The organism is Kaistella flava (ex Peng et al. 2021) (genome assembly GCF_015191005.1).
Classification (GTDB): domain Bacteria; phylum Bacteroidota; class Bacteroidia; order Flavobacteriales; family Weeksellaceae; genus Kaistella; species Kaistella flava.
The window spans coordinates 1416483-1442625 of the sequence record NZ_CP040442.1; the positions used below are offsets into that span (position 1 = coordinate 1416483).

The 26143-nt window shown below is 34.4% G+C and carries 21 protein-coding genes; 9 read left to right on the forward strand and 12 right to left on the reverse strand.

Features of this window, described 5'->3' with window-relative positions:
• Nucleotides 1-18: 18 nt before the first annotated feature.
• The 3 genes from dacB to Q73A0000_RS06485 all read right to left on the reverse strand — a co-directional run bounded on the left by dacB (nt 19) and on the right by Q73A0000_RS06485 (nt 5409).
• A complete protein-coding gene (gene dacB / locus Q73A0000_RS06475) occupies nt 19-1470 on the reverse strand; it encodes a D-alanyl-D-alanine carboxypeptidase/D-alanyl-D-alanine-endopeptidase (protein WP_193813257.1) in 1452 nt (483 codons plus the stop codon).
• Between the two features lie 151 nt (nt 1471-1621).
• Nucleotides 1622-4069, reverse strand: a complete 2448-nt coding sequence (gene priA, locus Q73A0000_RS06480) for a primosomal protein N' (protein WP_193813258.1) — start codon at nt 4067-4069, stop codon at nt 1622-1624.
• A gap of 170 nt (nt 4070-4239) precedes the next feature.
• Nucleotides 4240-5409: a proline dehydrogenase family protein gene (locus Q73A0000_RS06485; RefSeq protein ID WP_193813259.1), complete on the reverse strand. Its 1170-nt coding sequence runs from the start codon at nt 5407-5409 to the stop codon at nt 4240-4242.
• 90 nt (nt 5410-5499) lie between these two features.
• Here Q73A0000_RS06485 and aroB point away from each other — a divergent pair, with 90 nt between their 5' ends.
• Both aroB and Q73A0000_RS06495 read left to right on the forward strand, forming a co-directional pair.
• Nucleotides 5500-6540: a 3-dehydroquinate synthase gene (gene aroB / locus Q73A0000_RS06490; protein ID WP_193813260.1), complete on the forward strand. Its 1041-nt coding sequence runs from the start codon at nt 5500-5502 to the stop codon at nt 6538-6540.
• A 298-nt stretch (nt 6541-6838) separates the two neighbouring features.
• Nucleotides 6839-7444 (forward strand): porin family protein, encoded by a 606-nt coding sequence (locus tag Q73A0000_RS06495; protein WP_193813261.1) that lies wholly within the window; start codon nt 6839-6841, stop codon nt 7442-7444.
• 55 nt (nt 7445-7499) lie between these two features.
• Here Q73A0000_RS06495 and purF read toward each other — a convergent pair whose 3' ends face one another.
• The 7 genes from purF to Q73A0000_RS06530 all read right to left on the reverse strand — a co-directional run bounded on the left by purF (nt 7500) and on the right by Q73A0000_RS06530 (nt 17582).
• Entirely contained in the window at nt 7500-8990 is a 1491-nt protein-coding gene (purF, locus tag Q73A0000_RS06500; RefSeq protein WP_193813262.1) for an amidophosphoribosyltransferase, read from the reverse strand.
• A gap of 18 nt (nt 8991-9008) precedes the next feature.
• A complete protein-coding gene (gene purC, locus Q73A0000_RS06505) occupies nt 9009-9728 on the reverse strand; it encodes a phosphoribosylaminoimidazolesuccinocarboxamide synthase (RefSeq protein ID WP_193813263.1) in 720 nt (239 codons plus the stop codon).
• Between the two features lie 90 nt (nt 9729-9818).
• Nucleotides 9819-10520, reverse strand: coding sequence for a DUF3307 domain-containing protein (locus tag Q73A0000_RS06510; protein ID WP_193813264.1), 702 nt, complete (start codon nt 10518-10520; stop codon nt 9819-9821).
• A complete protein-coding gene (locus tag Q73A0000_RS06515; RefSeq protein WP_193813265.1) occupies nt 10521-11126 on the reverse strand; it encodes a SatD family protein in 606 nt (201 codons plus the stop codon).
• A gap of 351 nt (nt 11127-11477) precedes the next feature.
• Nucleotides 11478-15167, reverse strand: a complete 3690-nt coding sequence (locus Q73A0000_RS06520; RefSeq protein WP_193813266.1) for a phosphoribosylformylglycinamidine synthase — start codon at nt 15165-15167, stop codon at nt 11478-11480.
• A 124-nt stretch (nt 15168-15291) separates the two neighbouring features.
• Nucleotides 15292-16719, reverse strand: a complete 1428-nt coding sequence (gene purB, locus Q73A0000_RS06525) for an adenylosuccinate lyase (protein ID WP_193813267.1) — start codon at nt 16717-16719, stop codon at nt 15292-15294.
• A gap of 56 nt (nt 16720-16775) precedes the next feature.
• On the reverse strand, nt 16776-17582 hold the full coding sequence (locus Q73A0000_RS06530; RefSeq protein ID WP_193813268.1) for an SDR family oxidoreductase: 807 nt from the start codon (nt 17580-17582) through the stop codon (nt 16776-16778).
• 128 nt (nt 17583-17710) lie between these two features.
• Here Q73A0000_RS06530 and Q73A0000_RS06535 point away from each other — a divergent pair, with 128 nt between their 5' ends.
• A complete protein-coding gene (locus Q73A0000_RS06535) occupies nt 17711-19072 on the forward strand; it encodes an aldehyde dehydrogenase (RefSeq protein WP_193813269.1) in 1362 nt (453 codons plus the stop codon).
• 37 nt (nt 19073-19109) lie between these two features.
• Here the strand turns inward: Q73A0000_RS06535 and Q73A0000_RS06540 are convergent, their stop codons facing one another.
• A complete protein-coding gene (locus Q73A0000_RS06540) occupies nt 19110-19700 on the reverse strand; it encodes a thioredoxin family protein (protein ID WP_193813270.1) in 591 nt (196 codons plus the stop codon).
• Between the two features lie 85 nt (nt 19701-19785).
• On the opposite strand from Q73A0000_RS06540, the gene Q73A0000_RS06545 reads away from it, so the two are divergent.
• The 6 genes from Q73A0000_RS06545 to Q73A0000_RS06570 are packed head-to-tail and all read left to right on the forward strand — an operon-like array spanning nt 19786 to nt 25291.
• Nucleotides 19786-20661, forward strand: coding sequence for a lysophospholipid acyltransferase family protein (locus tag Q73A0000_RS06545; RefSeq protein WP_193813271.1), 876 nt, complete (start codon nt 19786-19788; stop codon nt 20659-20661).
• Nucleotides 20662-20700: 39 nt separating this feature from the next.
• On the forward strand, nt 20701-21663 hold the full coding sequence (locus Q73A0000_RS06550; protein ID WP_193813272.1) for a glycosyltransferase family 2 protein: 963 nt from the start codon (nt 20701-20703) through the stop codon (nt 21661-21663).
• 52 nt (nt 21664-21715) lie between these two features.
• Nucleotides 21716-22579 (forward strand): alpha/beta hydrolase, encoded by an 864-nt coding sequence (locus Q73A0000_RS06555; RefSeq protein WP_244140829.1) that lies wholly within the window; start codon nt 21716-21718, stop codon nt 22577-22579.
• Nucleotides 22580-22633: 54 nt separating this feature from the next.
• The gene (locus Q73A0000_RS06560; RefSeq protein WP_193813273.1) at nt 22634-23908 is read left to right on the forward strand and encodes a hemolysin family protein; all 1275 of its coding nucleotides are present in this window, start codon (nt 22634-22636) and stop codon (nt 23906-23908) included.
• Nucleotides 23909-23925: 17 nt separating this feature from the next.
• Entirely contained in the window at nt 23926-24693 is a 768-nt protein-coding gene (locus tag Q73A0000_RS06565) for an alpha/beta hydrolase (protein WP_193813274.1), read from the forward strand.
• Between the two features lie 40 nt (nt 24694-24733).
• Entirely contained in the window at nt 24734-25291 is a 558-nt protein-coding gene (locus tag Q73A0000_RS06570; RefSeq protein ID WP_244140830.1) for a 3'-5' exonuclease, read from the forward strand.
• Nucleotides 25292-25715: 424 nt separating this feature from the next.
• Here Q73A0000_RS06570 and apaG read toward each other — a convergent pair whose 3' ends face one another.
• Nucleotides 25716-26102: a Co2+/Mg2+ efflux protein ApaG gene (gene apaG / locus Q73A0000_RS06575; protein WP_193813275.1), complete on the reverse strand. Its 387-nt coding sequence runs from the start codon at nt 26100-26102 to the stop codon at nt 25716-25718.
• Between the last annotated feature and the right edge of the window lie 41 nt (nt 26103-26143).

The following is a 26143-nucleotide window of genomic DNA, read 5'->3' on the forward strand; positions in this document are numbered from 1 at the left end:
TTTTAATGAAATAAACAATTACAGATTCAGAGTCGGCTCCAGGATTTGCTCCATTCGGCTTTTAACTTGATCTACAGATCCTGCGTAATTATTAATGAGTAGTGAAAACACCAAAGTTTTACCAGAATTTGTTTTCATATATCCGGCTAAAGTTTTCACTTTATTTAAAGTTCCTGTTTTTGCGAAAACCTGTCCGTTTCCGGTCGTGTTAAACATTCTTTTTAATGTTCCTGTTTGTCCACCAATTGGCAAAGTTTCCTGAAAAGTAGTATAATATTTTTCATCCATCAAATGCGCTAAAAACTTCACTTGAGAAATTGGAGTGACCACATTAGCTCTTGAAAGTCCACTTCCGTCGAAGTAATTTAGACCTTCAGTTTCAAAACCTACTGATTTTAAGTGATCATTTACCACGATTCTTCCTGCTTCTAAAGTTTGATCACCTAACTTTTGAAAACCTACCATTCTCAACGTTGCTTCTGCCAAAGCATTATCGCTGTGTTGATTGGTATACATAATGATCTCTGCTAAAGTTGGAGACTGGTATGAAGTGATAACTTCTCTTTTCTCAGGATTAGGATCGGTCATTTTCGCTACGACTTTTCCTACTACCGGTAAACCGCTTTTAAGCATTGCTGCACGTAAATTATTGGCTAAATAAGCTGGAGCATCCGGAAGTTTCGTTGTTAAATTACCACCGTCAAATTTATCAGCATATACCATTTGACCAATATAAGGCGAGATATAGTAATAGTTTTTATTCTCAGAAAACGGATTTGCTTTCTTAGCAATCAGTTTTTCATTTTGAGGATTGATTTCTTTAGTCGTTCCAACGGGTAAATAATAATTTCCATTTTCAAGCCAAACGATACTTTCCGGTAATAACTGGCTTTTATTTAATTTAAAAACACCGTTTTGAATAATAATATCTCCATTTACTTTTTTAATTCCTTTCTCGGAAATGGCTGCTTTAAAATCGGAAATTATGCTGCTGTAAGAACTTGCGCCTGCTTTATTGGTACCCAGTGAAGGATCACCACTTCCCACGATATACAAATTTCCATTAAGAACACCATCTTCAATAGTGCCTGAATACTCTAACTGAGTAACCCATTTAAACTGTTCTCCCAAAAGGTTCATGGCAGTTTCTGTGGTTAATAACTTCGTCGTAGAAGCCGGAATCAACGATGCATTCTCATTATAAGAACTAATCACCTTTTTGGTTTTCGGATCATAAACTACGAAACCCCAGTTTGCATTTCGCAAAACAGGATCGTTCATCATAGAATTCAATTTGATATCTACGAGTTCTTTCGCGCTTAGAAGTTTTTCAGCGGACTCTTTAGAAGTATTGGAATTTTGATTGTCGTAAGATTGAGGATAATTGGTAGAAGCGAAGGTTCCCTGCCCAAATGCAAATGCAGAAACTGCTATTGCAGAGGAAACCAGAATTTTTTTGATGTTAATCATTTAATTTTATTATTTGATTATCTAGTGAATGCTTTGTTAAAAGAATACGATTCTCATATAAAACATCTTTTTAACGCTCAAAAGTATAAAATATTGTTGAAGCACAGTGTTTTAACGGTGCTAAAACCATGGTAATTACTGTTAAACTTTGTTAAAAGTCAACATAAATCACCTTTTTTATAGAATGGTAAGCTGTAATCTCATCAAACTCGGTCAAACTTTTGGTAACTAAATTTTTATAATCTGCATACTTTTTACCTCGTGGTAATTTGAGTAAAAGTTGGTATTGATACATTAAATTCAACTTTCCGATTGGAGATTTTTCTGGACCAAGAATACATTCTTCGGGTAAATATTTTCTAAGAATTGAACCTAAAAACTGTGAAGCACGATTTACTTTATCTTCTCTACGATGCTTTAATTCAATCATAATCAATTTTACGAAAGGCGGATAAAGGAATTTCTTTCTCTCCGTTAATAAATGTTCGTAAATCATTGGCGTATCATGATCCTTAAGCATTTGAAAAATGGAATGTTGCGGATTATAAGTTTGAATTAAAACCTTCCCATTTCCAGACATTCTACCGGCTCTACCCGAAACTTGAGTGATTAATTGAAACGCTCTTTCTTCAGCACGAAAATCCTGTACATATAATAAGGAGTCCGCTTTTGGAATTGCGACCAATTCAATATTATCAAAATCTAATCCTTTGGAAATCATTTGAGTTCCAACAATAATATCCGTCTCGCCTTCTTCTATTTTCTCATATAATTTCTCGTAGGCAAATTTCTTGCGCATGGAATCAACATCCATTCGGTCGACTTCTGACTCAGGGAAAATTTTACAAACTTCTTCGTGAATCTGCTCTACACCAACTCCTCTTACATTCAATTTTTCAGAATGACATTTCGGACAGGCTTTCGGTTTTGCTGCTTTTTGCCCACAATAATGACATTTCATTTCATTATTATACTTGTGGTACGTCATCACCACATCACAATTCGAACAGTAATTTACATAACCACAAGTTTCACATTCCACAACATTGGCGTAACCACGGCGATTATGAAGAATCATGGTTTGCTTTTTCTGATCGAGTTCTTTTCTAATTTCGTCAATTAACTGCAAAGAAAAACTACCAACCAATTTTTTAGAATCTTGTGCTTCTTTAAAATTAATCAATTCAAACTGTGGAATATTTACATTTCCAAAACGTTCGCCCAAGAAAACGTATTTCAGTTTTTCCTTTTTTGCAGCGTAATAAGATTCTACCGAGGGAGTCGCAGAACCCAGAATAACATTGGCTTTATAGAATTTCGCTAAAACCTGCGCGGCATCTTTAGCATTAAAAAACGGAGAAATTTCCCGCGGTTTATAACTGGAATCGTGTTCTTCATCAACAACGATTAACCCTAAATTCTCATAAGGTAAAAACAACGCATTCCTGGTACCAATAAGGATTTTGATATCGTTATTTTTAATTCTTCTCCAAACTTCTACCTTTTCGAAATCAGTTAATTTTTGATGATAAAAGCCCAATTGTTTGCCGTATTTTTTTTCTAAACGCTGAACGATCTGTTTGGTGATCGCAATCTCAGGAAGCAGAAATAAAACGTTTTTTCCATCAGCAACAGTTTCTTCAATCTTTTCTAAATAAACGTGGGTTTTCCCGGAAGAAGTAACGCCGTGAAGCAACACATTTTTTCCTTGTTCAAAGGCTTCATCAATTTCAATTTTTGCTTGAAGTTGAATATCACTCAGTTTTTCTAATTCTTCAGTTTCGCCTTCATAACTTTCTAATCTGTCTTTTTGAAGATAATATTCCTGAACCAAATCTTTTTCAATTAATGATTTTAATTGCGCTTGAACGTAATTTCCTTCATGAAAAACATCTGACTTTTTGATTAATTTTTCAGGATGTTCGGTTTGTTTCTCTAATAATAAAAGAAATAATTCCTGTTGTTTCGGCGAACGTTTTAATGATAAAAGAATTTCAGGTAAATGAGAATTCTTTACGGTTTCATTATTAATCTTTAAATAAGCAACTTCTTTGGCTTTGTACTTTTCAGCGATTTTCTCATCAATTTCAATGTATTGTAAATCGATTAATGATTTAATAGTTTTTACAATATCTCTTTTAGGAATAAATGCTTCAATCTCCGTTAAATTAATGAGTTGTCGAACTTCCAAGGCTTGTATCAAATACATTTCATTGACATCTAAATTCTCGAAATCAATAACAATATTTGATCTTAATTTTAGATACGTTTCACTTTCTAATTTTAAAGAACCTGGAAATGAAAAACGATAAATCTCACCCAAGTTACAGATATAATAATCTGAAAGCCAGTTCCAAAATTGAATTTGTTCTTTGGGCAAAATCGGAAAATCATCTAAAATATTGATAATATCTTTCGGTACAAAGGTTTCTGGTTCTTGATCATGAAGATCGAAAACAATTCCGGTATAAATCTTTTTTCCACCAAAAGCCACCAAAACCCTCATTCCAACTTGAATGGAAGACGAAAGTTCAGCGGGAACTTTGTAGGTGAAAGTTCCTTTTAAATTTAAGGGAAGAATGACTTGGGCGAAACTCAATGCGTAAATATGTTGATTTGATGATGTACCATTGTTATTAATGGTTTACAAATTTAGAAATAAATTTCGGCTAAAGCCAATTGCATTTTTGGAAATAAAAAACGGGCTAATGCCCGTTTCTATTGATAATGATTATTTTGAAAATTCAAAATAAAAAATTTATTTCAAAATTATTTTCCTTTTCTTCTGTTTAATTCTTTTTGAATCAAACCTAGTTCACGTCCTGTTTGTCCGGCTACAGAAGTATTTTCCTGCGCTCTTCTCGTCAAATATGGAACAACATCTTTCACTGGTCCGTACGGAAGATATTTGCAAACATTATATTTTTCAGCACCTAAATAATAAGTGATATTGTCACTCATTCCGTATAACTGTCCGAAATAAATTTGTGGATGATCGTGAGGCAAGCCCATCGCTTTCATTTTATCCATCACAAGTTCTGTCGATTTCTCATTGTGTGTTCCGAAAAAGGCAGAAACTTTATCTAAGTTATTTAAGACAAAATCAATGGCACCGTTATAATTATCATCAGACGCTTGTTTGGTCGGCTGAATTGGATCTGGATATTTCATTTCTGCAGCACGCGCTCTTTCTTTTTCCATGTAAGCGCCACGCACGAATTTGTAACCAAGGAAATAATTTTTCTCTTTGGCTCTTTCTAGATCTTTTGCCAAATATTCCAATCTTCCAGTTCTGTACATTTGAATCGTATTCCAAATAATGGCTTTTTCTTTATTGAATCTTTCCATCATGACATTGACCAGATCATCGGTTGCGTCTTGCATCCAACTATCTTCTGCATCAACCATCAAGACTACATTTCGGTCAAAAGCCATTTGACAAACGTCCTCAAATCTTTTTACAACTCTCGCCCATTCTTCTTTTTGCGAAGTAGTTAATTCTACTTTTTTACCAACTTCTTCATAAATTTCAATTCGTCCAAAAGCGGTTGGTTTAAAAACCACAAAAGGAATCGCTGGATTTCCTTCAGCAAATTTGATGTTCTGCTTGATTTCAGTACAGGTATCATCAAAAACTTTTTCTTCTGCTTTCCCTTCAATTGCGTAATCGAAAATACTCCCGACGTGATGCTTAAACATTTGCTTCACGACTTTCATACTTTCTTCATGCGTTTCACCACCACAAAACTGTTCGAATAAAGTTTGCTTCACGATATTGGTTACAAAGGGAAAATCATTCTTTACCGTAAAGTTAAGCGCTGAAATTCCAACATTAGTAATCAAAGGCTGCTCAATGGCTTTGAACATCCAATACGCTTTTTTAAGTTGCGAATCGGTTTTGTCTGCAAAGGCAATCTGGGTGTTATTGAAAATACTCATGATAATTATTAAAGTTGAGCAAATTTAATAATACTGAATGAATTGATAAGACTAAATTAAAGTTTAATTTTGTGATAAATTTCAGTATTCATGATTTCAATATTAGATGAGCACTTCTCGCAACTCAACAATTTTATAAAAGATTTAAACCCAACTCAACTTTTAATTTTAGTTGATGAAAACACTCACGAACATTGTCTTCCCACGCTTCTAGGGAATTTAGAAACCGAGATCCCTTTTGAAATCATCGAAATTGAAGCCGGCGAAGAATTGAAAACTTTGGAAACGGCGGCGCAACTTTGGGAAATCTTAACCGAATTTGAAACCGACCGAAAAGCCTTAATGATTAATTTGGGTGGCGGCGTCATCACTGATATGGGCGGATTTATCGCGTCGACTTACAAAAGAGGAATTTCGTTCACTAATATTCCGACGAGTCTTTTAGGAATGTGTGATGCTTCTATTGGAGGTAAAACGGGAATTGATCATCAATTTTTAAAGAACATTATTGGGACTTTTGCCCATCCGGAACAGATTTTTGTATTTCCTGAATTCTTGTATACTTTACCTTTTGAGGAATTAAGAAGTGGATTTGCCGAAATGTTGAAACACGGTTTAATTACGGATGAAAAGCATTGGAATGATTTAATTTCCATTAAAGAATTAACACCAGAAAACATTTTCCCTTTCATCGAAAGATCGATGAAGATTAAACAAAATGTCGTTGAACAAGATTTTACGGAACAAAACATTCGTAAAACTTTGAATTTTGGTCATACGATTGGTCATGCTTTAGAAAGTTTATTTCTATTAAAAGGAAAACCAATTATGCATGGTGAAGCCGTTGCGTTGGGAATGATTTGCGAAACGAGAATTTCATTTTTGCAGGATTTAATTTCAGAAGAAACTGCAAATGACATTGTTTTCAACATTCGAAAGTTTTACCCTCAATTAAATATTAGCGAGTTTTCATTAGAGGAAATCGTCAATTTAATGAAGAACGACAAAAAGAACTCTGCGGGGAATATTAATTTCTCTTTATTAACCGGAATAGGAAGTTCAACTTTTAATTGTTCTGTTAGTCTTGAGAACATTAAAAACTCATTGCTATATTATCAAAATTTACCGTAAAAAGTAACTAAACTGCTGAACTACATTCCTATACAATTATTGTGTAGGAATTTTCTATTTTTGATAACTGACTGATTTATAGTTAAATAAATAAAATACTATTTAAACCATTGTTTAATTTCATATGTCAATATATTATTTTGGCACACCATTTGAAAGTACTCCAAGCGTAAAACAAATTTAAAAATGTAATGATAATGAGGATTGAATGATTTTAGAAATTTAGAAATTTCAATTATTAAAATCAAAACAATTCAATTATTAAAAACGTAAAAATTAATTAGAAAATTTAAAGATTATGAAAAAGTTAGTATTAGGTGCAGCAATCGCAGTAAGTTCATTGTCATTCGCACAACAATTCGGGATCAAAGCAGGAATGAATGTATCTTCTTTATCAAGTGATGCATCATTAAGCGACCAAAAATCGAAAATCGGTTTCAATGCAGGTTTATTTATGAACGCTCCATTAGCAACAAACTTCAGTATTCAACCAGAAATTATGTATTCTCAAATGGGTGATAAAGGTACTGCAACAGTTCTTGGTACAGAATATTCTTCTGCAAGAAACCTAGATTACGTTACCGTACCAGTTATGTTCCAATATAACGCTACACCTTCATTTTATTTAGAAGCAGGTCCAGAATTCGGACTATTGGTAAGTGCTAAAAACAAATTGAAAAATGAATCAACTGGTAATACCGTTTCTGAAAGTTCAAATTACAAAGACGATTTAAACGGATTTAACTTTGGTTTAGGTTTAGGAGCAGGATATTATTTCACTCCAAATGTAGGTTTAACTGCAAGATATGTTGCTGGTTTAACTGACATCGCAAAGGACAGACCAAGTGGATCTGACGCTGTAAGAAACAACTTATTCCAAGTTGGTTTGGCTTACAAATTCTAAAACACAAATCATATATATTAAAAAAGGTTGGGAATTAATTCCCAACCTTTTGTTTTTATTCATCTTTAAAATCAGGATTTGGTCCTGCCGGAACGGGATACTCTTCCGTAAAGCAACCAAAGCAATGGTTTGAACTTCCGAGAATATTTTTAAGATTATCCATACTTAAAAACTCCAGAGAATCAACTCCCAAGTATTGTCTAAGTTCTTCAACACTCATATTCGCAGAAATCAAATCGTCTTTTGTTGGTGTATCAATTCCTAGATAACACGGCGCAATAATGGGCGGAGAAACACTTCTGAAGTGAATTTCCTTAACTCCTGCATCTTTTAGAATTTTCACCAAACGTTTAGAAGTGGTACCACGAACAATAGAATCATCGATGATCACTACTCTCTTTCCTTTAATTTCAGAAATAATTGGATTCAATTTAAGATTCACAATTCGCTCCCGCATTTCCTGAGTCGGAACGATGAAACTTCTACCAATATATCTGTTCTTAATTAAAACAGGACGAAATGGAATACCAGAAGCAATCGAAAAACCAATTGCAGCCGGAACTCCAGAATCAGGAACTCCGATGACGATATCTGCTTCTACAGGCGCTTGCTCCCAAATTTTCATTCCAGATTTCTCCCGAATTTCGTGAACATTAAGTCCTTCCATAATGGAATCTGGTCTGGCGAAATAAATATATTCGAAAGCGCAAGTTCTTTTCTCGCAGTTTTCTTTGGCCATGAAACTTTGTAAACCAGTTTCATTTTCATTGGTATAAATAATTTCTCCAGGTAAAATATCACGAACGTATTGTGCTCCAACAGCGTCCAACGCTACAGATTCTGAAGCCACAACATAAGTCTTCTCATCAATCGCTCCTAAAACCAACGGACGAATCCCATGAAAATCACGGAAGGCAAAGAACTTATTTCTGGTCATTCCAACTACAGAATAAGCACCTTGAATTTTTTCCATGGTGGTTTTAATCGCCGCACGCAAACCTAAATCCAAATGCTTTTGAATTAATCTCAGAATCACTTCAGAGTCAGAAGTTGCTCTAAAAACTACTCCTTCTGCTTCCAATTCTCTTTTTAATTCTGCAGCATTGGTTAAATTTCCGTTGTGTGCGATTGTAAGAATCGTTTGATCATATTCATTCTTGGCAAAAAATGGCTGAAAATTATATTTCTTCTTATCGCCAGCCGTCGTATATCTTGTGTGTCCAATCGCAGAATTTCCCATAAAGGTTTCTGGCTCCCGGATTTCTTTGAAAACATCGAGTACCAAACCTTCATCTTTAATATTAAAGATTTTACCCTGTTTCATTACAGAAATCCCACAGGCTTCCTGACCACGATGCTGCAAAGCAAAAAGTCCAAATTGCGACATCGAAAACGTATCGACATCGTTATCAGAATAGAGTCCGAAAATCCCACATTCCTCAGAAGGCGCATCAAACGGATCATCTGTTTTGAGAAGATTTCGACCGTACGTATTTTCCTTAAACTGGTTTAAATAATCTTCTCTGTGTTGTTGTAAATCTTTCATTTTTAGTTTTCCCAAAAATTATTTTTGAAGAACTTTTTTCAATCGTTCATAAATTTCTACATACGCTTCGGTCACTCCACCTAAATCACGTCTGAAACGGTCTTTGTCGAGTTTCATCATCGTATCTTTATCCCAAAGTCTGCAAGTATCTGGTGATATTTCATCAGCCAAGATAATTTTACCTTCTGAATCTTTACCCAATTCAATTTTGAAATCAACCAAAATAATATTCATTTTATCAAAAAGATCGATTAGAATATCGTTGATATCAGAAGTCAATTCATACATTTCATCCAATTCCTCGTAAGTTGCAGCACCAAGAAAAACTGCGTGGTGATCGTTGATTAGCGGATCTCCAAGATCATCTCTTTTATAACATAGATCAAAAATAGTAACGGGAGATTTAATTCCTTCTTCCACTCCTAATCTTTGCGCCATACTACCAGCAACGTAATTACGAACCACCATTTCCAATGGAATGATGTGTACTCTTTTCACCAATTGTTCTCTTTCGTCTAACTTTTTGATGAAGTGCGTTGGAATTCCTTTAGTGTTCAAATATTCGAAAATCAAGGTGGTAATGGCATTATTCATTTCCCCTTTTAAATCGAAATTTCCTTTTTTTTGTGCATTGAAAGCGGTTGCGTCATCTTTAAAACGGACAATCACTTCATTGGGATTATCAGTTTCGAAAACTTGCTTTGCCTTTCCTTCATAAAGCATTGCTCCTTTTGTCATTTTTACTTTTTATTTAATTTTTACTTTCTAATTTTTATAATAGGGCCAAAATCCTATTCTTTTTTAAATCCCACTTTGTGACTTATGGAATTAAATTTTCACTAAAATCCCCGTAAGAACTGCGATGCCAAAACTTAGCAAAGTTCCTATTAAGACATACTCTGTAAGTTTCCTTTGTTTTGCTTCTGCTAGATCACTAAATCTGAAAACCGATTTTGCGGCAATCATAAATCCTACTCCTTCCCAATGATCAACCAAAATAAAAACGAAGACTAAAAGTCTTTCTAAAATTCCAATATACTTTCCAGCATTGACGAGAGATTCTGTTTGTATTTTACTGTGTTCAATGGTAACCGGCGTCCAGATTGAAATAACTGTTTTTATTAGTATTGAAGATGGAACCGTTAAAAAAACGATTGCGGTGATCAATTCTAAATTTCGAAGATGAAAGAAATCGTCCCATCTGAAATAGGGAAAATAGAAAATCGATACTGCTCCAATCACTGAAATATGCGCGATTTGATCGATAAAAAACCAAGTTCTTTTGGTCTTTGCAGTTTGAAAATTCAGTTTTGCCCAATCGATTAAAAAATGAGTAAGTCCGATAATTACAGCAATCCACCACAATTTCAAATTCCATAAAAACACGAATGCAAGCACCGTATGCAACAAAATATGAATGTATAAATAGATACTCCCGCCCTTTTTCTTCTCTTTATCGGCCACCCAAGAATTAGGCTGAAGAATAAAATCTCCTAATAAATGTGCCAATATGAGAGGAATAAAAATCATTTATAATTCTGATATTTTTTTCCTGAAAAACTGATCAGTTTCGTGAATCAAGTCGAAGTTTGCTCGTTTAAGCCTTTGACTAACTGAAGATTGAGTAATATTCAATTCTTTTGCAAGGTCGTCCTGCGTCAATTCTGAATTGCATAATAACTGATGAATAATTTCGGCAGTTGCAACGGTCCAATTATCAAAATCAATGGAAGCCCATTTGAAAAGGATATTCAGATCTCGATTTACTTTTTCATTTTCAGTTTGAATTGCTAATGTTCTTCCCTGAGATTTGATGTCGGTCAATAATCTTCCAGAATTCACATAAGCAGAGCCGTTTGATTCGGTAATTTTTTCAGATTGAAATACTTCATTTCCAATCCCGATCGCAAGACGAACATCCAGATTTTCAAAACTCCTGATGAGCGATTTTAAAAGAAGCGCTCTATGGAACACTTGATCTACACTGCATTTTAATTGAAACTCATCGCCTCTGTATACTTCCCAATTTTGGGGCGTCGTTGACCACGTTCCCATTAAATCTTTCAATTTTGGAAGCCATGTTTCAACATCTGATTTTTGAGAATTAATAATATCTCCAGTGATAATCGCAATCATGTTACAAATATAAGCAATAATCCTTATAAATTAAAAATATAAGGCAAACACCTTATAATGTTTTGTTAAAATTTAAACCAAATTATAAGTCAATTCACTAATATATGATGAATATAAGCAAATTGACTTATAATTAAAATCTAATTTCCTTTAAATAATAATTAAAGTTATTTTAAAGTCTTTCGAAACATTTACCGCAAAAGACACAAAAGTTTTCTTTTAAAAGCCATTCAAAAGAATGCAAAACGTGCATGAATTGTTATTCTTACTTTTTGCACACTTTTGAAAATCCTTTTTGTTGGATTTATCTTTTGCCTCTTTTGCGGTTAAAAAATTTACATTTTAAGACCTTTATTTGAAATACTCAACTCCGTTTTTAAAGATATTATGATAATTCGCAGTCGGAATATTTTTCATCAAACCTTCAGCAAAACGTTCTGGATGCCCCATTCTTCCAAATATTTTACCGGATTTAGAAGTGATTCCTTCAATTCCGAATAGTGAGTTATTTGGATTGAATGGCATTCCGTGCGCAATTTTTCCGTCGTGATCAATATACTGAGTTGCAATCTGACCATTTTCATACAATTCCTGAATCACCTTTTCAGAAGCCATAAATCGACCTTCACCATGCGAAATCGGAATTGTGAAGACCTGATCTTTCATTCCTTTTAACCAAGGAGAATCGTCATTGATGACTTTCACATCGACCATTTGAGAAATATGACGACCAATTGCGTTATGCGCTAAAGTCGGCGAATCTGCATCTAAATCTCTTATCTCACCATAAGGCAACAAACCAGATTTTACTAAAGCCTGGAATCCATTACAGATTCCGAGAATCATTCCGTCACGTTCCAATAATTGATGAACTGCATTTTTCATCTTCTCATTTTTTAAAACATTGACGATGAATTTTGCAGAACCGTCGGGTTCATCTCCGGCAGAAAAACCACCCGATAAAACTAAAATTTGAGACTGATTAATTTCCGAAATCCAAGCATCCAAACTTTCATTTAAAAGTTGATGATTGAGATTAATTAAGGGTAATCCTGAAACTTCAGCACCTTCTTTTCTAAAGGCATTTTGAGTTTCATATTCACAATTCGTTCCCGGGAAAATCGGTGCAAAAACTTTCGGTTTTGCTAATTGATGTTTGATAATATGAATCGTTCTTGGTTGAATAGAATTCAATTTTGAATCAATTTCAACAACCATTTTCGTTTTTTCTTTGGTTGGGAAAAGTTCTTCAAAAGTTCCTTTCCATATTTCAAGTAGTTTTTCGATATTGAATTCAAAACCACTGATTTTCAATTTATTCGAATTTAACACTTCACCAATAACTTGAAGTAAATCATTTTCTAAATCCTCTGAACTTTCTATGATTAAACTTCCAATATTCTTTGTTAAAAGTAAATCTTCATCTACTTTAATTTCTGCTCCAAGATGATTACCAAAACTCATTTTTGAAAGAGCAACTGCAACTCCACCCTCTTTAATCGTCTTCACTGAAACAATCTTTTTCGACTTAATATTCTCAAATATAAAATCAAATATCTGTTTCAAATCTTGATAATTCGGCATCCCATTTTCTTGCGAAATATGGTTGAATAAGTACAATTTATTTCCGGCCTTTTTGAACTCAGGTGAAATGATATTTTTCTTTTCTCCATTCGCACAGGCAAAAGAAATCAACGTCGGCGGAACGTGAATATCCTGAAAACTTCCACTCATTGAATCTTTACCGCCAATCGCAGCCAATTCGAAATTCATCTGCGCATCATACGCTCCAAGCAAAGAAGCCAACGGTTTCCCCCACTTCTCCGGTTGATTTCCTAACTTCTCAAAATACTCCTGGAAACTCAAACGGATATTTTTATAATCACCGCCCATCGCAACAATCTTGGCAATACTTTCAACCACAGCATTCGCAGCGCCAACTAAAGAGTTTTGAGACGATATATCGGCATCAAATCCCCAACTTGCCAAAGATACTGTTTCAATATTTTTAGCGTTTAAAATAGGCAGCGTTTGCACACTTCCTTCCATTTCCGTTAACTGATGTTTTCCACCAAACGGCATCGCTACTGAAGTTCCACCGACAGAAGCGTCGAACATTTCCGCCAAACCTTTTTGAGATGCTACATTATTACTGGAAAGTATTTTTAAAAACGCTTCCTCACTGAACTTTATAATTTGATTTTCAATAGGTTGCAAGTGTGACACTTCAGCATGCTGGGTTTTCGCACAACCATTGGTATCCAAAAACGCTCGGCTTAAATCAACGATTTTATTTCCTTGCCAGAACATTTGCATCCTACCAGAATCGGTTACTTTAGCAACTTCTACGGCTTTTATATTTTCTTTTTCACAGAACCTGATGAATTTTTCTTTGTCTTTTGCTTCAATAACAACTGCCATTCTTTCTTGGGATTCAGAAATCGCAAGTTCAGTTCCATTTAAACCTTCATATTTCAAAGGCAATATATCGAGGTTAATTTCCAGTGAATCAGCAATTTCACCGATTGCAACTGAAACTCCACCTGCACCAAAATCGTTTGATTTTTTAATTAAAGTCGTTACTTCCGGATTTCTAAAGAGTCTTTGAATTTTGCGTTCTTCAACTGCATTTCCTTTCTGAACTTCGGTTGACAAAGTATGAATCGAGGTTTCATCCTGAACTTTAGAACTTCCACTTGCGCCACCAACTCCGTCTCTTCCAGTTGCGCCACCTAATAAAATTACGAGATCACCATTTTGTGGTTGCTCTCTTTTAACCCAATCTTTTTTAACGGCTCCAACCACAAAACCAACTTCCATTCGTTTTGCTTTGTAGCCATCGTGGTAAATTTCATTGACTGAAGTCGTGGCTAAACCAATTTGATTTCCATAAGAAGAATAACCATTTGCGGCTTGTTTCGTAATCGTTCGTTGCGGAAGTTTACCTGCCAAAGTTTCAGAAATAGGCTCTAAAACATCGGCTGCTCCAGACAATCTCATCGCTTGATACACGAAAGCACGTCCAGACAAAGGATCACGAATTGCGCCACCTAAACAAGTTGATGCACCACCAAAAGGTTCAATTTCAGTTGGGTGATTATGCGTTTCATTTTTAAATAACAAATACCACGGTTCTTTTTTACCATCAAATTCTGCTTCGATCTCAATCGTACAAGCATTTATTTCATCTGAAACAACAAGGTTCTCCAATTTACCTGTCTTGTGGAAATATCTTGCACAAACTGTCGCTAAATCCATTAAAGAAACCGGTTTCGCTTCTCTACCTAAGAATTTTCTCTTCTCTAAATAATCATTAAATATCGTTTCTAAAGTCGATTTAAAAGAATCATTAAACTGAATATCAGTTAGTTCAGTTTCGAAAGTCGTATGTCGACAATGATCACTCCAATACGTATCGAGAACTTTCAATTCTGTTTCTGTTGGATTTCTATTTTCGGCTTTAAAGTAATTTTGAATAAATTGTAAATCATCAATATCTAAAGCAAAACCATGATTGTCATAAAATGCTTTTAATTCTTCTGCAGAAAAGTCATTGAAACCTTCATGAACAATAACCGGATCAGGAGTTTCTTCCGCTGGAATTTCCAACTTCAATAAATCTTTAACCTGCGATTCCACTTTGTTAATCAAATGATTTTTAATCACTTCTACTTCAGATTCAGAAACTCCGAATAATTCGATTAGTTTTCCACTTCTCACCTTACCATTCTCATTTTCAGTCAATAATGCAATACACTGTTGCGCTGAATCTGCGCGTTGATCATATTGACCAGGCAAATATTCGGTTGCAAAATGAGTGTTTTTTGCGGGATTCTCTTCATGCAAAATATCGGTCACCGGATCAACAAAAGTACTGTTGATGACCTTTGAAAACTCATTGTCATTAACACCGAAAACATCATACACATTATAGACTTTAACATCTTTAATCGTCGGAACGATATTTTTTATCTCATTAAAAACCTGAGGACTTTCAACATCGAAAATTCCTTTTTTTTCTACGAAGATTCTTTTTTTCATTTTTACTTTTTATAATAGGAGTTCATCCTATCTTTTGTTAAAGCGTCCTTTCAGGACTTTATAAGATTCATTTACTTGATAAAAACTATAAAAAAAATGCAGCCAAAAAGACTGCATTCATTATTTATACTTTAAGGTCGGCTTTTAACCCGATTAGGTCGGCATACTTTTGCAGAATTGGATTCACTTCATTTTCAATAAACTCCTGCGTCTGAATCGGCGCGAATCCGATGAAGTTTTTCGGGTCAAGCACTTCCATCAATTTCGATTTATCGAGTTTTAAGGAGGTGTCGTTCATGATCCTCTCCAGTAAGTCATTTTCCTTGCCTTCTTCTTTCACCTTTTTTGAGGCTTCCATGGAATGCACGCGGATGGTTTCGTGAATTTCCTGACGGTCACCGCCGGCTTTCACTTCTTCCATAATAATATATTCGGTTGCCATAAAAGGAAGTTCTTCCATGATATGTTTCTGAATTCTGTTTTCATAAACCACGATTCCGTTCATAATATTATTCCAAATCATCAGAATCGCATCAATTGAAAGAAACGCTTGTGGAATGGTCAATCTCTTGTTGGCAGAATCATCCAAAGTCCTTTCAAACCATTGGGTAGAAGCGACCATTGCTGAACTTGTCGAAAGTGACATCACGAATTTTGCCAAAGCGCCGATTCTTTCCGAACGCATTGGATTTCGTTTGTAAGCCATCGCAGAAGAACCAATTTGATTCTTTTCAAAAGGTTCTTCGATTTCTTTTAAATTCTGAAGAAGTCTTAAATCGTTCGTGAATTTATGTGCAGATTGCGCAATATTAGAAAGTAAAGCAACAACTTTCGCATCGATTTTTCGATCATAAGTTTGACCTGAAACTCCAAATACTTTATCAAAACCAAAACGCTTTGAAAGTTCTTTATCTAAATGTTTTACTTTGGTATAATCGCCATCAAACAATTCTAAAAAACTTGCGGCTGTCCCGGTCGTTCCTTTTACACCTCTAAATCGTAAAGTTTCAATGAAAAATTCTAATTCTTCAAAATCTAAAACTAAAGACTGCAACCATAAAGTTGCCCGTTTTCCTACGGTTGTTAACTGTGCCGGTTGATAATGGGTAAAACCTAAAGTCGGCAAATCTTTGTATTGAAGAGCGAAATCAGCCAGATTTTTCATCACATTGACCAATTGTTTTCTGATCAACAAAAGACCGTCGCGCATCTGAATCAAATCAGTATTATCACCAACAAAAGCCGAAGTGGCTCCAAGGTGAATAATTCCTTTTGCCAAAGGAGCAGCGTCGCCATACGTGTGAACATGCGCCATCACGTCGTGACGGAATTTTTTCTCGTACACGGCTGCTTTTTCGTAATCTATTGTTTCGGAGTGTTCTTTAAGCTGAGCGATTTGCTCGTCGGAAATGTCAAGCCCTAAATCTTTTTCGATTTCGGCCAGAGCAATCCATAATTTTCGCCAGTTTCTAAACTTATTGTTGGGCGAGAAATTATAGAGCATTTCCTCACTTGAATAGCGTTCTTCAAGAGGGTTTTTGTAGGAATTCATTCTTTCTTTTACTTTTTACTTGCACAAATTTAAGGAAAATATTTCAGCAATAAAACTTATTTTCGTCCTGTAAATTCCTTCATCGTGTCATAAATTCCAAAAACATTTTCCATCACCCAATCAAAAGCAGGAATTGGTAAAATCCCTTGAGAAAAGCGAATAAACCAATAAGGAAGAGGCATTGCCAACATTTTAGTTTGCTTTTCAATGGCTTTAATAATTCGCTCTGAAGTTCTTTCTGGTTCTAAAATCGGAAGTACTTTAGACTTCACGCCATCAAACATTCCTGTATTAATAAAGAACGGCATAATCGTGGTTACCGAAATATTTTTCTTTAACTGTTTCATTTCCAAACGAACGCTATCACCCCAACCGATTGCCGCCCATTTTGATGCTACATAAACCGACATTTTTGGATTGGAAATCAGGCCTGCGGAGGAAGCAATATTACAAATTGCTCCAGAATTCTTCGCAATCATTGCGGGTAAGAACTCCAATGTAAGGTGCATTGGTGCATTAGAATTGATCAGCATGCTTTTTTCAATCTGCTCATGCGTATGTTCATGGAAATATTTTCCAACTACAATTCCGGCATTATTGATAAGAATATCAACTGAACCGACTTCGTTTCTTACTCGTTGCGCATTGATTTTAATCTCATCAAGATTGGAGACATCAACTTTATAAGTGAAAATTTCGCCATCCAGTTTTGAGAATTCTTCTTTGGTTTTGGCTAAACCATCTTCGTTGATATCCCAGATTATTAATTTAGAGCAACCTCTTTCCAGAGATTTACGCCCCATAATTTTTCCAATTCCGGAACAACCTCCTGTGATGAGTACTATTTTATTTTTAAAATCCATATTACAAAGATGTAAATTATTTTTAAGGTAAATTTGTTTGGATTAAAAGTTGTTATGCCTTCAGCACAAAAACCTCAAGTTTCTAGATGTAATGCATATTAGATCAACAATTATAAAAAATAAAAGTAATGAATTTTCAAGATATTTTAACCGAACAAAGAACTTTCTTTAATAGTCAGAAAACAAAAAATCTGAAATTCCGAAAAATGTATTTGGAAAAACTGAAAGAAGTTCTTTTGAAAAATGAGGACTTATTATATTCGGCTATTTATCTGGATTTCGGAAAATCAAAATTTGACACTTTAACTACTGAGATTTCATTTGTTATTAAAGACATTGATTATTATTTAAAAAACATGAATTTTTTAGAAAAGCCAAAAAGAGTTCGCACGAATCTCGCTAATCAATTAGGTTCCAGCAAAATTCATCCAGAACCTCTTGGTTGTACTTTGGTTATTGGAGCTTGGAATTATCCGTACCAACTTTCACTTTCACCAATGGTTGCAGCTTTGGCGGCCGGAAATACTTGTATTTTAAAACCTAGTGAAGTCGCTGAGAATTCAATGAAGGCAATGGCAAAAATCATTAATGAAAATTTCCCGAAAGAATATTTATACGTGGCTGAAGGAGGTGTAGAAGAAATCACAGAAATTTTAAAACTAAAATTCGACAAAATATTTTTTACGGGAAGTCCTAAAGTTGGGCAAATAGTTTATGAAGCAGCTGCTAAACATTTAACTCCTGTAACATTAGAATTAGGAGGAAAAAGCCCAGCGATTGTAACCTCTTCTGCTAATTTTGAAGTTGCTGCCAAAAGAATTGTTTGGGGGAAATTCGTAAATGCCGGACAAACCTGCGTCGCGCCAGACTATATTTTAGTCGATGAAAAAGTTAAAGACAGTTTCATGGACTCTTTAAAATCATACATTCAAAAATTTAATTATCAACCAGATTCTGAACATTACACGAGAATTATTAATGATAGAAATTTCAACCGATTGACGAAATTAATTGATGAAGAGAAAGTATTCTTCGGCGGAAAAACTGATCCTTCAAAAAGATATATTGAACCAACAATCCTTCAAAATATAACTTGGAACGACGCGGTAATGAAGGAAGAAATTTTCGGACCGATTTTACCGGTTTTGACTTTCAAAAATTTTAATGAAGCCTTACTTCAAATCGCAGCATACGAAAAACCACTTTCTGCCTATTTGTTTACTGACAATTCTGAGGAAAAAGAAAACTTTATTTCAAAAATATCTTTCGGAGGCGGTTGTATCAATGATGTCGTGATGCATTTAAGCAACGACTATCTACCGTTTGGTGGTGTTGGAAATTCCGGAATTGGACATTATCACGGTAAATATGGCTTCGAAGCATTTTCTCATCAGAAAGCAATTTTGGATCGTGCAACCTGGGGCGAACCAGATTTGAAATATCCGCCATACACCGAGAAAAAACTGAATTGGATTAAGAAACTTCTATAAAAAAAGTCTCGTCATTATTTTGACGAGACTTTTTAATTTATGATTTCGGCGCCCATTCCCTAAAGAATGCTTTTACCTTTTCTTTGCTATACCCTTTTCCTTCTTCTAAAACCGAACTGTCTTGCGTATGAATCATTTTTCCATTTTTATCTAAAACGACAAAAACCGGATAACCGAACTTTGCACCCGGATTATCATATTTTGCAAAAACCTTTTCATTTTTATTTTCTGGCGAGTAGTTCAAATGATAATAAAGATAATTTTCATCAACTACATTTTTCAATTCTGGTGTAGTTTGCACAAACTCATTAAACCTTAAACACCAAATACACCAGTTTCCACCAGCTTGTAGAATAATATTCTTATTTTCTTTTTGCGCCTGTTTTACCAATTCGGCAATCTTCGCTTCTGCATTTTCCTTATCATTATAAGGTTTCGGAAGTTTTGCTTTTTCTTCTGCTGCTGCTTTTTTCTTAGCTTCCAAAACTGCTGTGCTGTCACTTTCTACCGTCATCGTTGCATTTTCGGTCGTTTTCTCTGCAATTTTCACATCTGATTTCTGCGAACATGCTAAACTGGTTATCAGTAAAGAAGAGAAAGCGAAAATTCTTAATTGAGTATTTTTCATTATTTTCATTATCAAATTAATCTTTGCAAATTAACAAAAATAGAGCCAATGGTAAAGTTTATATTGCTAAATTTGCGACATATATATGAACTTTATATTTAAATTTATACTCCTATTTTCAAAACTCCCATTACGGGTTTTTTATATAATTTCAGATTTCATCTATTTTGTAATCTACGACCTCGTTGGCTACCGTAGAAAAGTAGTTCTTGAAAATTTACAAAATTCTTTTCCTAACAAATCACCGGAAGAACTTAAAAAAATAGAGAAAAAATTCTATGTCAATTTCTGTGATTACATCGTAGAAACTTTTAAATCTTTTACCATTTCATCAAATGAATTACGCGTTCGGGTTCAACATCTTAACCAAGATGTTTTTCATGAAGCAAAATCTGAAAACAAAAACGTCATTCTTTTGGCTGGCCATATTTTTAACTGGGAATGGTTCAATGTCCTGGCAACAATAATTCCGCAAGAAAATAGTTTTCCTGTTTATAGAAAAGTTCAGAGTGGTTTTTGGGAAGAAAAAATAAAAGGACTTCGAAACCGATTCGGAAATCAACCTTTGGAAGCGAAAGAAGTTATTCGTCATATTTTTAGAAATCCAAATGATGGCAATTCAGTTTATATGTTTGTTGCCGACCAAACGCCACACGTTTCAGAAGTGACTTATGGCTTAAATTTCATGAATCAGAGAACTCCGGTTTTTGTAGGCTATGATAAACTTTCTACGAGAATGGATTTAGCGTTTGTTTTTTGTGAAATGAAAAAAGTAAAACGCGGCTACTATCAGATCAACTATTACAGAATTTATCCTGACGGAGAAAAATTCGTAGAACATGAAGTCGTAAAAAAGTTCCATCATTTGCTTGAAAACACCATTAATAAAAGACCAGATAATTATCTTTGGTCACACAGAAGATGGAAATACCAGCACGCCATTAAAGTGATGGGAGAATAAATTTCAAATTTATTTTTTTAATATTTAGCAACTACAACATTGGATTTAGCAATCGTCATACTCAACTGGAATGGAAAAAATTGGTTAGAAAAATTTCTTCCCAACGTGATTCAACATTCCGAAAATGCAGTTATTTATGTCATCGACAATGCCTCAACTGATGACTCTGTTTCTTATTTAAAGGAAACTTTTCCAAATGTTAAAGTAGTTGAGAACGAAAAAAACCATGGTTTTGCCGGCGGTTATAATGAAGGTCTAAAACAGATTAACCACGAATTTTATTGTCTTTTAAATTCTGATGTAGAAGTTACTGATAATTGGATTACGCCTATTTTAAATCTATTCGAAAGCGATTCAACTATCGCCGCAATTCAACCTAAAATACTCGATTTTAATAGAAGGCATTTTTTTGAGTTTGCAGGAGCTGGTGGAGGATTAATCGATAATCTCGGTTATCCTTATTGCAGAGGCAGAGTTTTTGAAAAGATTGAAGAAGACAATGGACAATATAATGATGAAGTCGAAATTTTTTGGGCTTCCGGATGTTGCTTTTTTATTCGGTCTAAAGATTTTTGGGCAGAAAATGGTTTTGATGCACGATTCTTTGCGCATCAGGAAGAAATTGATTTATGCTGGCGTTTAAAAAATGACGGTAAGAAAATTTACTATACCGGCAAATCGACGGTTTATCATGTCGGTGGCGGAACATTAAATAAACAAAGTCCGCAGAAAACTTTTCTTAATATTCGAAATAATTTTTCGATGATTTTAAAGAATACTCCCCTTTCTACCTTACTTTGGCTTATTCCATTTCGTCTGGTATTAGATGGTTTTGCCGGAATTTACTTTGGTTACAAAAATGGAATCTCGCATTTCTGGGCAGTAATCCGAGCACACTTTTCCTTTTACGCTCAGATTCCACAAACAGTAAAACTTCGTCAGAAACGTCAAATCAAAGATTTCTATCAGGCAAAATGGCTGGTTTTTAAAAGCTTTCTATAATTTATTCAGTTGATTTCGATATTCTTGAATTAAATTTATCTACTTTTATGTTATGAATATAAAATTAGATATCTACTTAATCGCTACCATCATTGTGGTGGTTATTCTCGTTCTTGGTATTTTTATTTATTTTTTTCAACATAAATTTTTCTTTCAGCCGGAAAAACTTCCTGGAGATTTCAAGTTTGCTTACGATAATCTAAAAGCGGAGGAGAAATTTGTGGAAACAGAAAAAGGCGCTCACATCAGTTATCTGCATTTTCAAGTTGACGATCCAAAAGGTGTCGTCATTTATCTAAAAGGAAATACAAAAAGTATTAAAGGCTGGGGGAAATTTGCCATCGATTTTACAAGACTTGGTTATGAAGTTGTGATGATGGATTATCGTGGTTTCGGTAAAAGCACCGGTAAAAGAACGGTTGAAGCCATGAAAAGAGATTCGCAATTTATTTATGATATTGTTAAAAAAGAATTCAGCGAAGATAAAATTATCGTTTACGGTCGTTCGCTAGGTTCTGGATTTGCAGCGAGACTGGCTTCTAAAAATAATCCACATTTATTAATTCTGACTTCACCAATCTATTCATTGTTGAGAACGATTCATCGGTATCTGCCCTTTATGCCTGCGAAACCTTTTCTTCGTTATAACATTCCGACTTTTCAATATTTAAAAAATGTCCGTTGTCCAATTAAGATTATTCATGGTAGCGACGATCGATTGGTTCCGATAAAAACGGCGGTGGATTTGTCCGAAATAAATCCTAATTTGACCAGGCTTTATATCATCCTAGGCGCGGGACATATTAATATTCATCAGTTTGAAGAATACCATCGAGTCATGGAGGAAATCTTCGAAGAGCGAAAAGTATTCATTGATACAGATCAAACAAGTCTTGGATATTCTCATCGAAAGTAGGAATAACAATGATAACCTCAAAAAAATTATCTTTGTAATAATTAAAAATTTTTAATGGAATTATTGATCATTATTTTACTGGTACTCCTTAACGGAGTTTTTGCAATGTCGGAAATGTCGCTTGTTTCTTCCCGTAAATTTAAATTAGAAAACGCTGCCAGAAAAGGAAGTATGTCCGCGAAGAAAGCAGTTGAACTTTCAGAAAATCCAACAAAATTTTTATCTACGGTACAAATCGGAATTACGCTAATCGGAATTTTGCTTGGAGTATATTCTGGTGAAAACCTTACAAATGATTTCAAAAATTTTCTAGATCAATTTGCGGTTATTCAGCCTTATTCCAAACCTTTGGCAACGATCGGGATTGTTATTTTCATTACGTATCTCTCCATCTTATTGGGTGAATTGCTGCCGAAAAGAATTGCCATGACTTTTCCTGAGCGAATTATTACATTGCTAGCAAAACCGATGGATATTCTATCCAAAGTTACTTCACCATTTGTTCTATTACTTACTACATCCAATAATTTATTACTGAAATTATTAGGAATAAAAAATAAGTCAGACAGCATTATAACCGAAGATGAAATAAAATCAATGGTTAGAGAAAGCGCGCAGGAAGGACAAATTGAACAAATTGAACACAATATTGTAGAACGTGTTTTTGAGTTAGGAGACCGAAAAATCAACACCCTATTAACCCACAGAACTGCCATTACCTTTTTTAATATCAATGAAGGCCTAGATAATATTTTAAAGAAAATAAAGAGTGAAAAGCATAATGCCTATCCGATTACCTCTGGAAATAACTTAGATGATATTATCGGAATTGTGATGCTGAAAGATATTTTCCCTATTGATGATCCTTTAAATTTTGACCTTAAAAAACACTTAAGACAACCTATTTTTCTTAATGAAAATTACTACGCTTATAAAGTTTTGGAGATTTTCAAGAAGGAGAAAAATCATTACGGAATCGTCATCGATGAATATGGGAATACGGTTGGTATCATCACCATGCACGATGTTTTAGACGCACTGGTAGGAAACACTGCCACTAATGAAAATTTTGACTACCGAATTACCCAACGAAGTGAAAATACCTGGCTCGCAGACGCACAGTTTCCAATTGTGGAGTTTATTAAATATTTTGACTTGGATTACGAGTTTGAAAATAAGGATAACTATACCACGTTGGTTGGTTTTTTTCTTAATGCACACAATGGCTCCACCGAAGTTGGAGACAAAATAACAATAGAAAATCTAGAGTTAGAAATTATCGACAAGGACAGACAGCGAGTTGATAAAATACTGATTTCCAGACACTAACTTTTCCATAACATTCAATGAGTAGATTGCTTCAATACTTGCAGGAAAAAGTAGTTTTCTTGCCTATCGTTTTACAAAAAGATCATGAATTTGACTTCGAGGTAGAATTTGAAGAATATTTGTGGGAAACTCCATTTGAAGGAAAGATCAATGCGCTTCATTTTAAAATAAAAAATCCAAAAGGTATTATCGTTTATTTTCATGGAAATACGGCTAACCTTCATCGGTGGGGGAAAGTTGCCAATGAATATACCCAATTTGGATATGATGTTTTAATTATGGATTATCGTGGTTATGGAAAAAGCTCAGGTCCGCGAAATGAAGAGTTTCTTTATTCAGATGCACAATTTTGCTATGATTTTGCAAAAAAACATTATGGTGAAAATAAAACGGTCGTTTATGGAAGAAGTTTAGGCGGAGCATTTGCTATAAAAGTTGCAGCCGATAATCATCCGAAAGCGGTTATTTTAGAAGCTACTTTCTATAACCTTCAGGATATTGTGAATCGCTGGTTGCCTAAACAAGTCACAGATCGAGTTTCACCAACCATGACTTATCATTTTTTATCGAATGAAAACATTACTAAAGTTACCGTCCCACTCTATCATTTTCATGGAACTAAAGACACTGTTGTGCCTCTAAAATCTGGTAAGAAATTATTTGAAGTGTTTGAAAAAGCTCAGCCAAAAATTGAAAAAAAATTTATTGAGATTTCTGGAGCGAATCACGATGATTTAATTAATTACAAAGAATTTGTAGAGGAACTCAAAAAAATTCTAAAATAAATTGTACTATTGATGTCTTAAAAAATAATGATAAATTCCAATGATTAATTTCTGCGCCATCGATTTTGAAACTGCAACATCTGATAGAAATTCCGCTTGTGAAATGGGAATCTGTGTGGTTGAAAATGGCGAAATAGTTTCTACGAAAACCTGGCTTATCAAACCACCAAGTTACCCTTATTTTAATCCATTTAACATTGCAGTTCACGGGATTACTCCAAAGGAAGTTCAGGATGCGCCGACCTTTGATGAGATTTGGCATGAGGCAGAAGCATTGATGTACGGGAATTTAATGATTGCTCACAATGCTGGTTTTGATGCAGGAGTTTTAAGAAGTTGCTTGGATCATTATGGTTTCTTTAAACCAAAACTGAATTATTTATGCAGTATTTCTATTGCTAAAAAATCCTGGAAAGGTTTGCCAAAATACGGACTAAAAAGTTTGGCGGAACAGCATAATATTCAATTCAATCACCACCGAGCAGGCGCTGATGCTGAAGTTTGTGCGAAGATTTCTTTGTTGGCTTTTAACCAATTGATGTTAACTAGAAATGAAGATGTCACTGAAGTGATGAAAAAAAATCTGAAAATTCTGTAAAAAGATAGGATTGTATTTGATTAATATAATTAAAAAACTAGATAATAACCTCAGTTCGATTATAATAAAATACTTTAACCATTAAGGTATTAAGATGAATTAAGTAAAATATAAAATCTGCTTTTAAATTCTTAATTAGGCTTAATTTCTTAATGGTAAGCTAAAAAACAAATAATTAACAATCGAATTTGGGTTAATCGGTAAATAAAAAACGAGATTCTTTATTACCCGAATCTGTTTTCTAAAATATCGTTAGATAAAGTGATTTTTGTGCTAATGGAAAAAGAATTAGTTTTCCTGTCAAAAGAAGAAACACCTGATCTTATAGCCCCGATGGTAGCGACATCCCCGCCTTGGCGGGATACAGCGGACAGCGGGACGGGATGTGTAAGAAGCGAAAATTTTGCTGCTTCTAATTAAAAATCTAATTACTTAACACTTCGGAAACCAAATTGAATTTAGGAACTTCTATTTCTAAAGTTTCATGGGTAATCAGATTTTTACAGAAAAAAATTCCTGACATACTTCCCACTCCCGAACGGAGTAAAACATTTGAAAAATAGGTAAAGTTTTCGCCAGGCTCAATAATCGGAGTTAAGCCAATCACCCCTTCACCTGCAACTTCGGTAAAACCAAATCCTAAATCAAAAATCAGCCATTTTCTGCTCAATAATTTTATTGAATCCCGACCCAAATTTTCGATGCTGATATTATACCGAAAGACGAAACGGTTCTCGGCTGGAAAACTGTTTTTGATGTCGTACTGGGGAACAACAGAAACTTTAATATCGAAAGTAGTAGTTGAAAACATGAGTGAAATTTTAAGTAAAACAATGCAAAAATCCCGCCTAT

Bases quoted from the DNA above. Each gene is read 5' to 3' on its own strand.
- Q73A0000_RS06515 (WP_193813265.1), bottom strand. From the start codon at position 11,126: ATGATTGCGATTATCACTGGAGATATTATTAATTCTCAAAAATCAGAT.
- dacB (WP_193813257.1), bottom strand. From the start codon at position 1,470: ATGATTAACATCAAAAAAATTCTGGTTTCCTCTGCAATAGCAGTTTCT.
- Q73A0000_RS06510 (WP_193813264.1), bottom strand. From the start codon at position 10,520: ATGATTTTTATTCCTCTCATATTGGCACATTTATTAGGAGATTTTATT.
- Q73A0000_RS06540 (WP_193813270.1), bottom strand. From the start codon at position 19,700: ATGAAAAATACTCAATTAAGAATTTTCGCTTTCTCTTCTTTACTGATA.
- purF (WP_193813262.1), bottom strand. From the start codon at position 8,990: ATGAAAGATTTACAACAACACAGAGAAGATTATTTAAACCAGTTTAAG.
- purC (WP_193813263.1), bottom strand. From the start codon at position 9,728: ATGACAAAAGGAGCAATGCTTTATGAAGGAAAGGCAAAGCAAGTTTTC.
- purB (WP_193813267.1), bottom strand. From the start codon at position 16,719: ATGAATTCCTACAAAAACCCTCTTGAAGAACGCTATTCAAGTGAGGAA.
- Q73A0000_RS06520 (WP_193813266.1), bottom strand. From the start codon at position 15,167: ATGAAAAAAAGAATCTTCGTAGAAAAAAAAGGAATTTTCGATGTTGAA.
- Q73A0000_RS06560 (WP_193813273.1), top strand. From the start codon at position 22,634: ATGGAATTATTGATCATTATTTTACTGGTACTCCTTAACGGAGTTTTT.
- apaG (WP_193813275.1), bottom strand. From the start codon at position 26,102: ATGTTTTCAACTACTACTTTCGATATTAAAGTTTCTGTTGTTCCCCAG.
- Q73A0000_RS06485 (WP_193813259.1), bottom strand. From the start codon at position 5,409: ATGAGTATTTTCAATAACACCCAGATTGCCTTTGCAGACAAAACCGAT.
- Q73A0000_RS06545 (WP_193813271.1), top strand. From the start codon at position 19,786: ATGAACTTTATATTTAAATTTATACTCCTATTTTCAAAACTCCCATTA.
- aroB (WP_193813260.1), top strand. From the start codon at position 5,500: ATGATTTCAATATTAGATGAGCACTTCTCGCAACTCAACAATTTTATA.
- Q73A0000_RS06555 (WP_244140829.1), top strand. From the start codon at position 21,716: ATGAATATAAAATTAGATATCTACTTAATCGCTACCATCATTGTGGTG.
- Q73A0000_RS06495 (WP_193813261.1), top strand. From the start codon at position 6,839: ATGAAAAAGTTAGTATTAGGTGCAGCAATCGCAGTAAGTTCATTGTCA.
- Q73A0000_RS06530 (WP_193813268.1), bottom strand. From the start codon at position 17,582: ATGGATTTTAAAAATAAAATAGTACTCATCACAGGAGGTTGTTCCGGA.
- Q73A0000_RS06535 (WP_193813269.1), top strand. From the start codon at position 17,711: ATGAATTTTCAAGATATTTTAACCGAACAAAGAACTTTCTTTAATAGT.
- Q73A0000_RS06570 (WP_244140830.1), top strand. From the start codon at position 24,734: ATGATTAATTTCTGCGCCATCGATTTTGAAACTGCAACATCTGATAGA.
- Q73A0000_RS06565 (WP_193813274.1), top strand. From the start codon at position 23,926: ATGAGTAGATTGCTTCAATACTTGCAGGAAAAAGTAGTTTTCTTGCCT.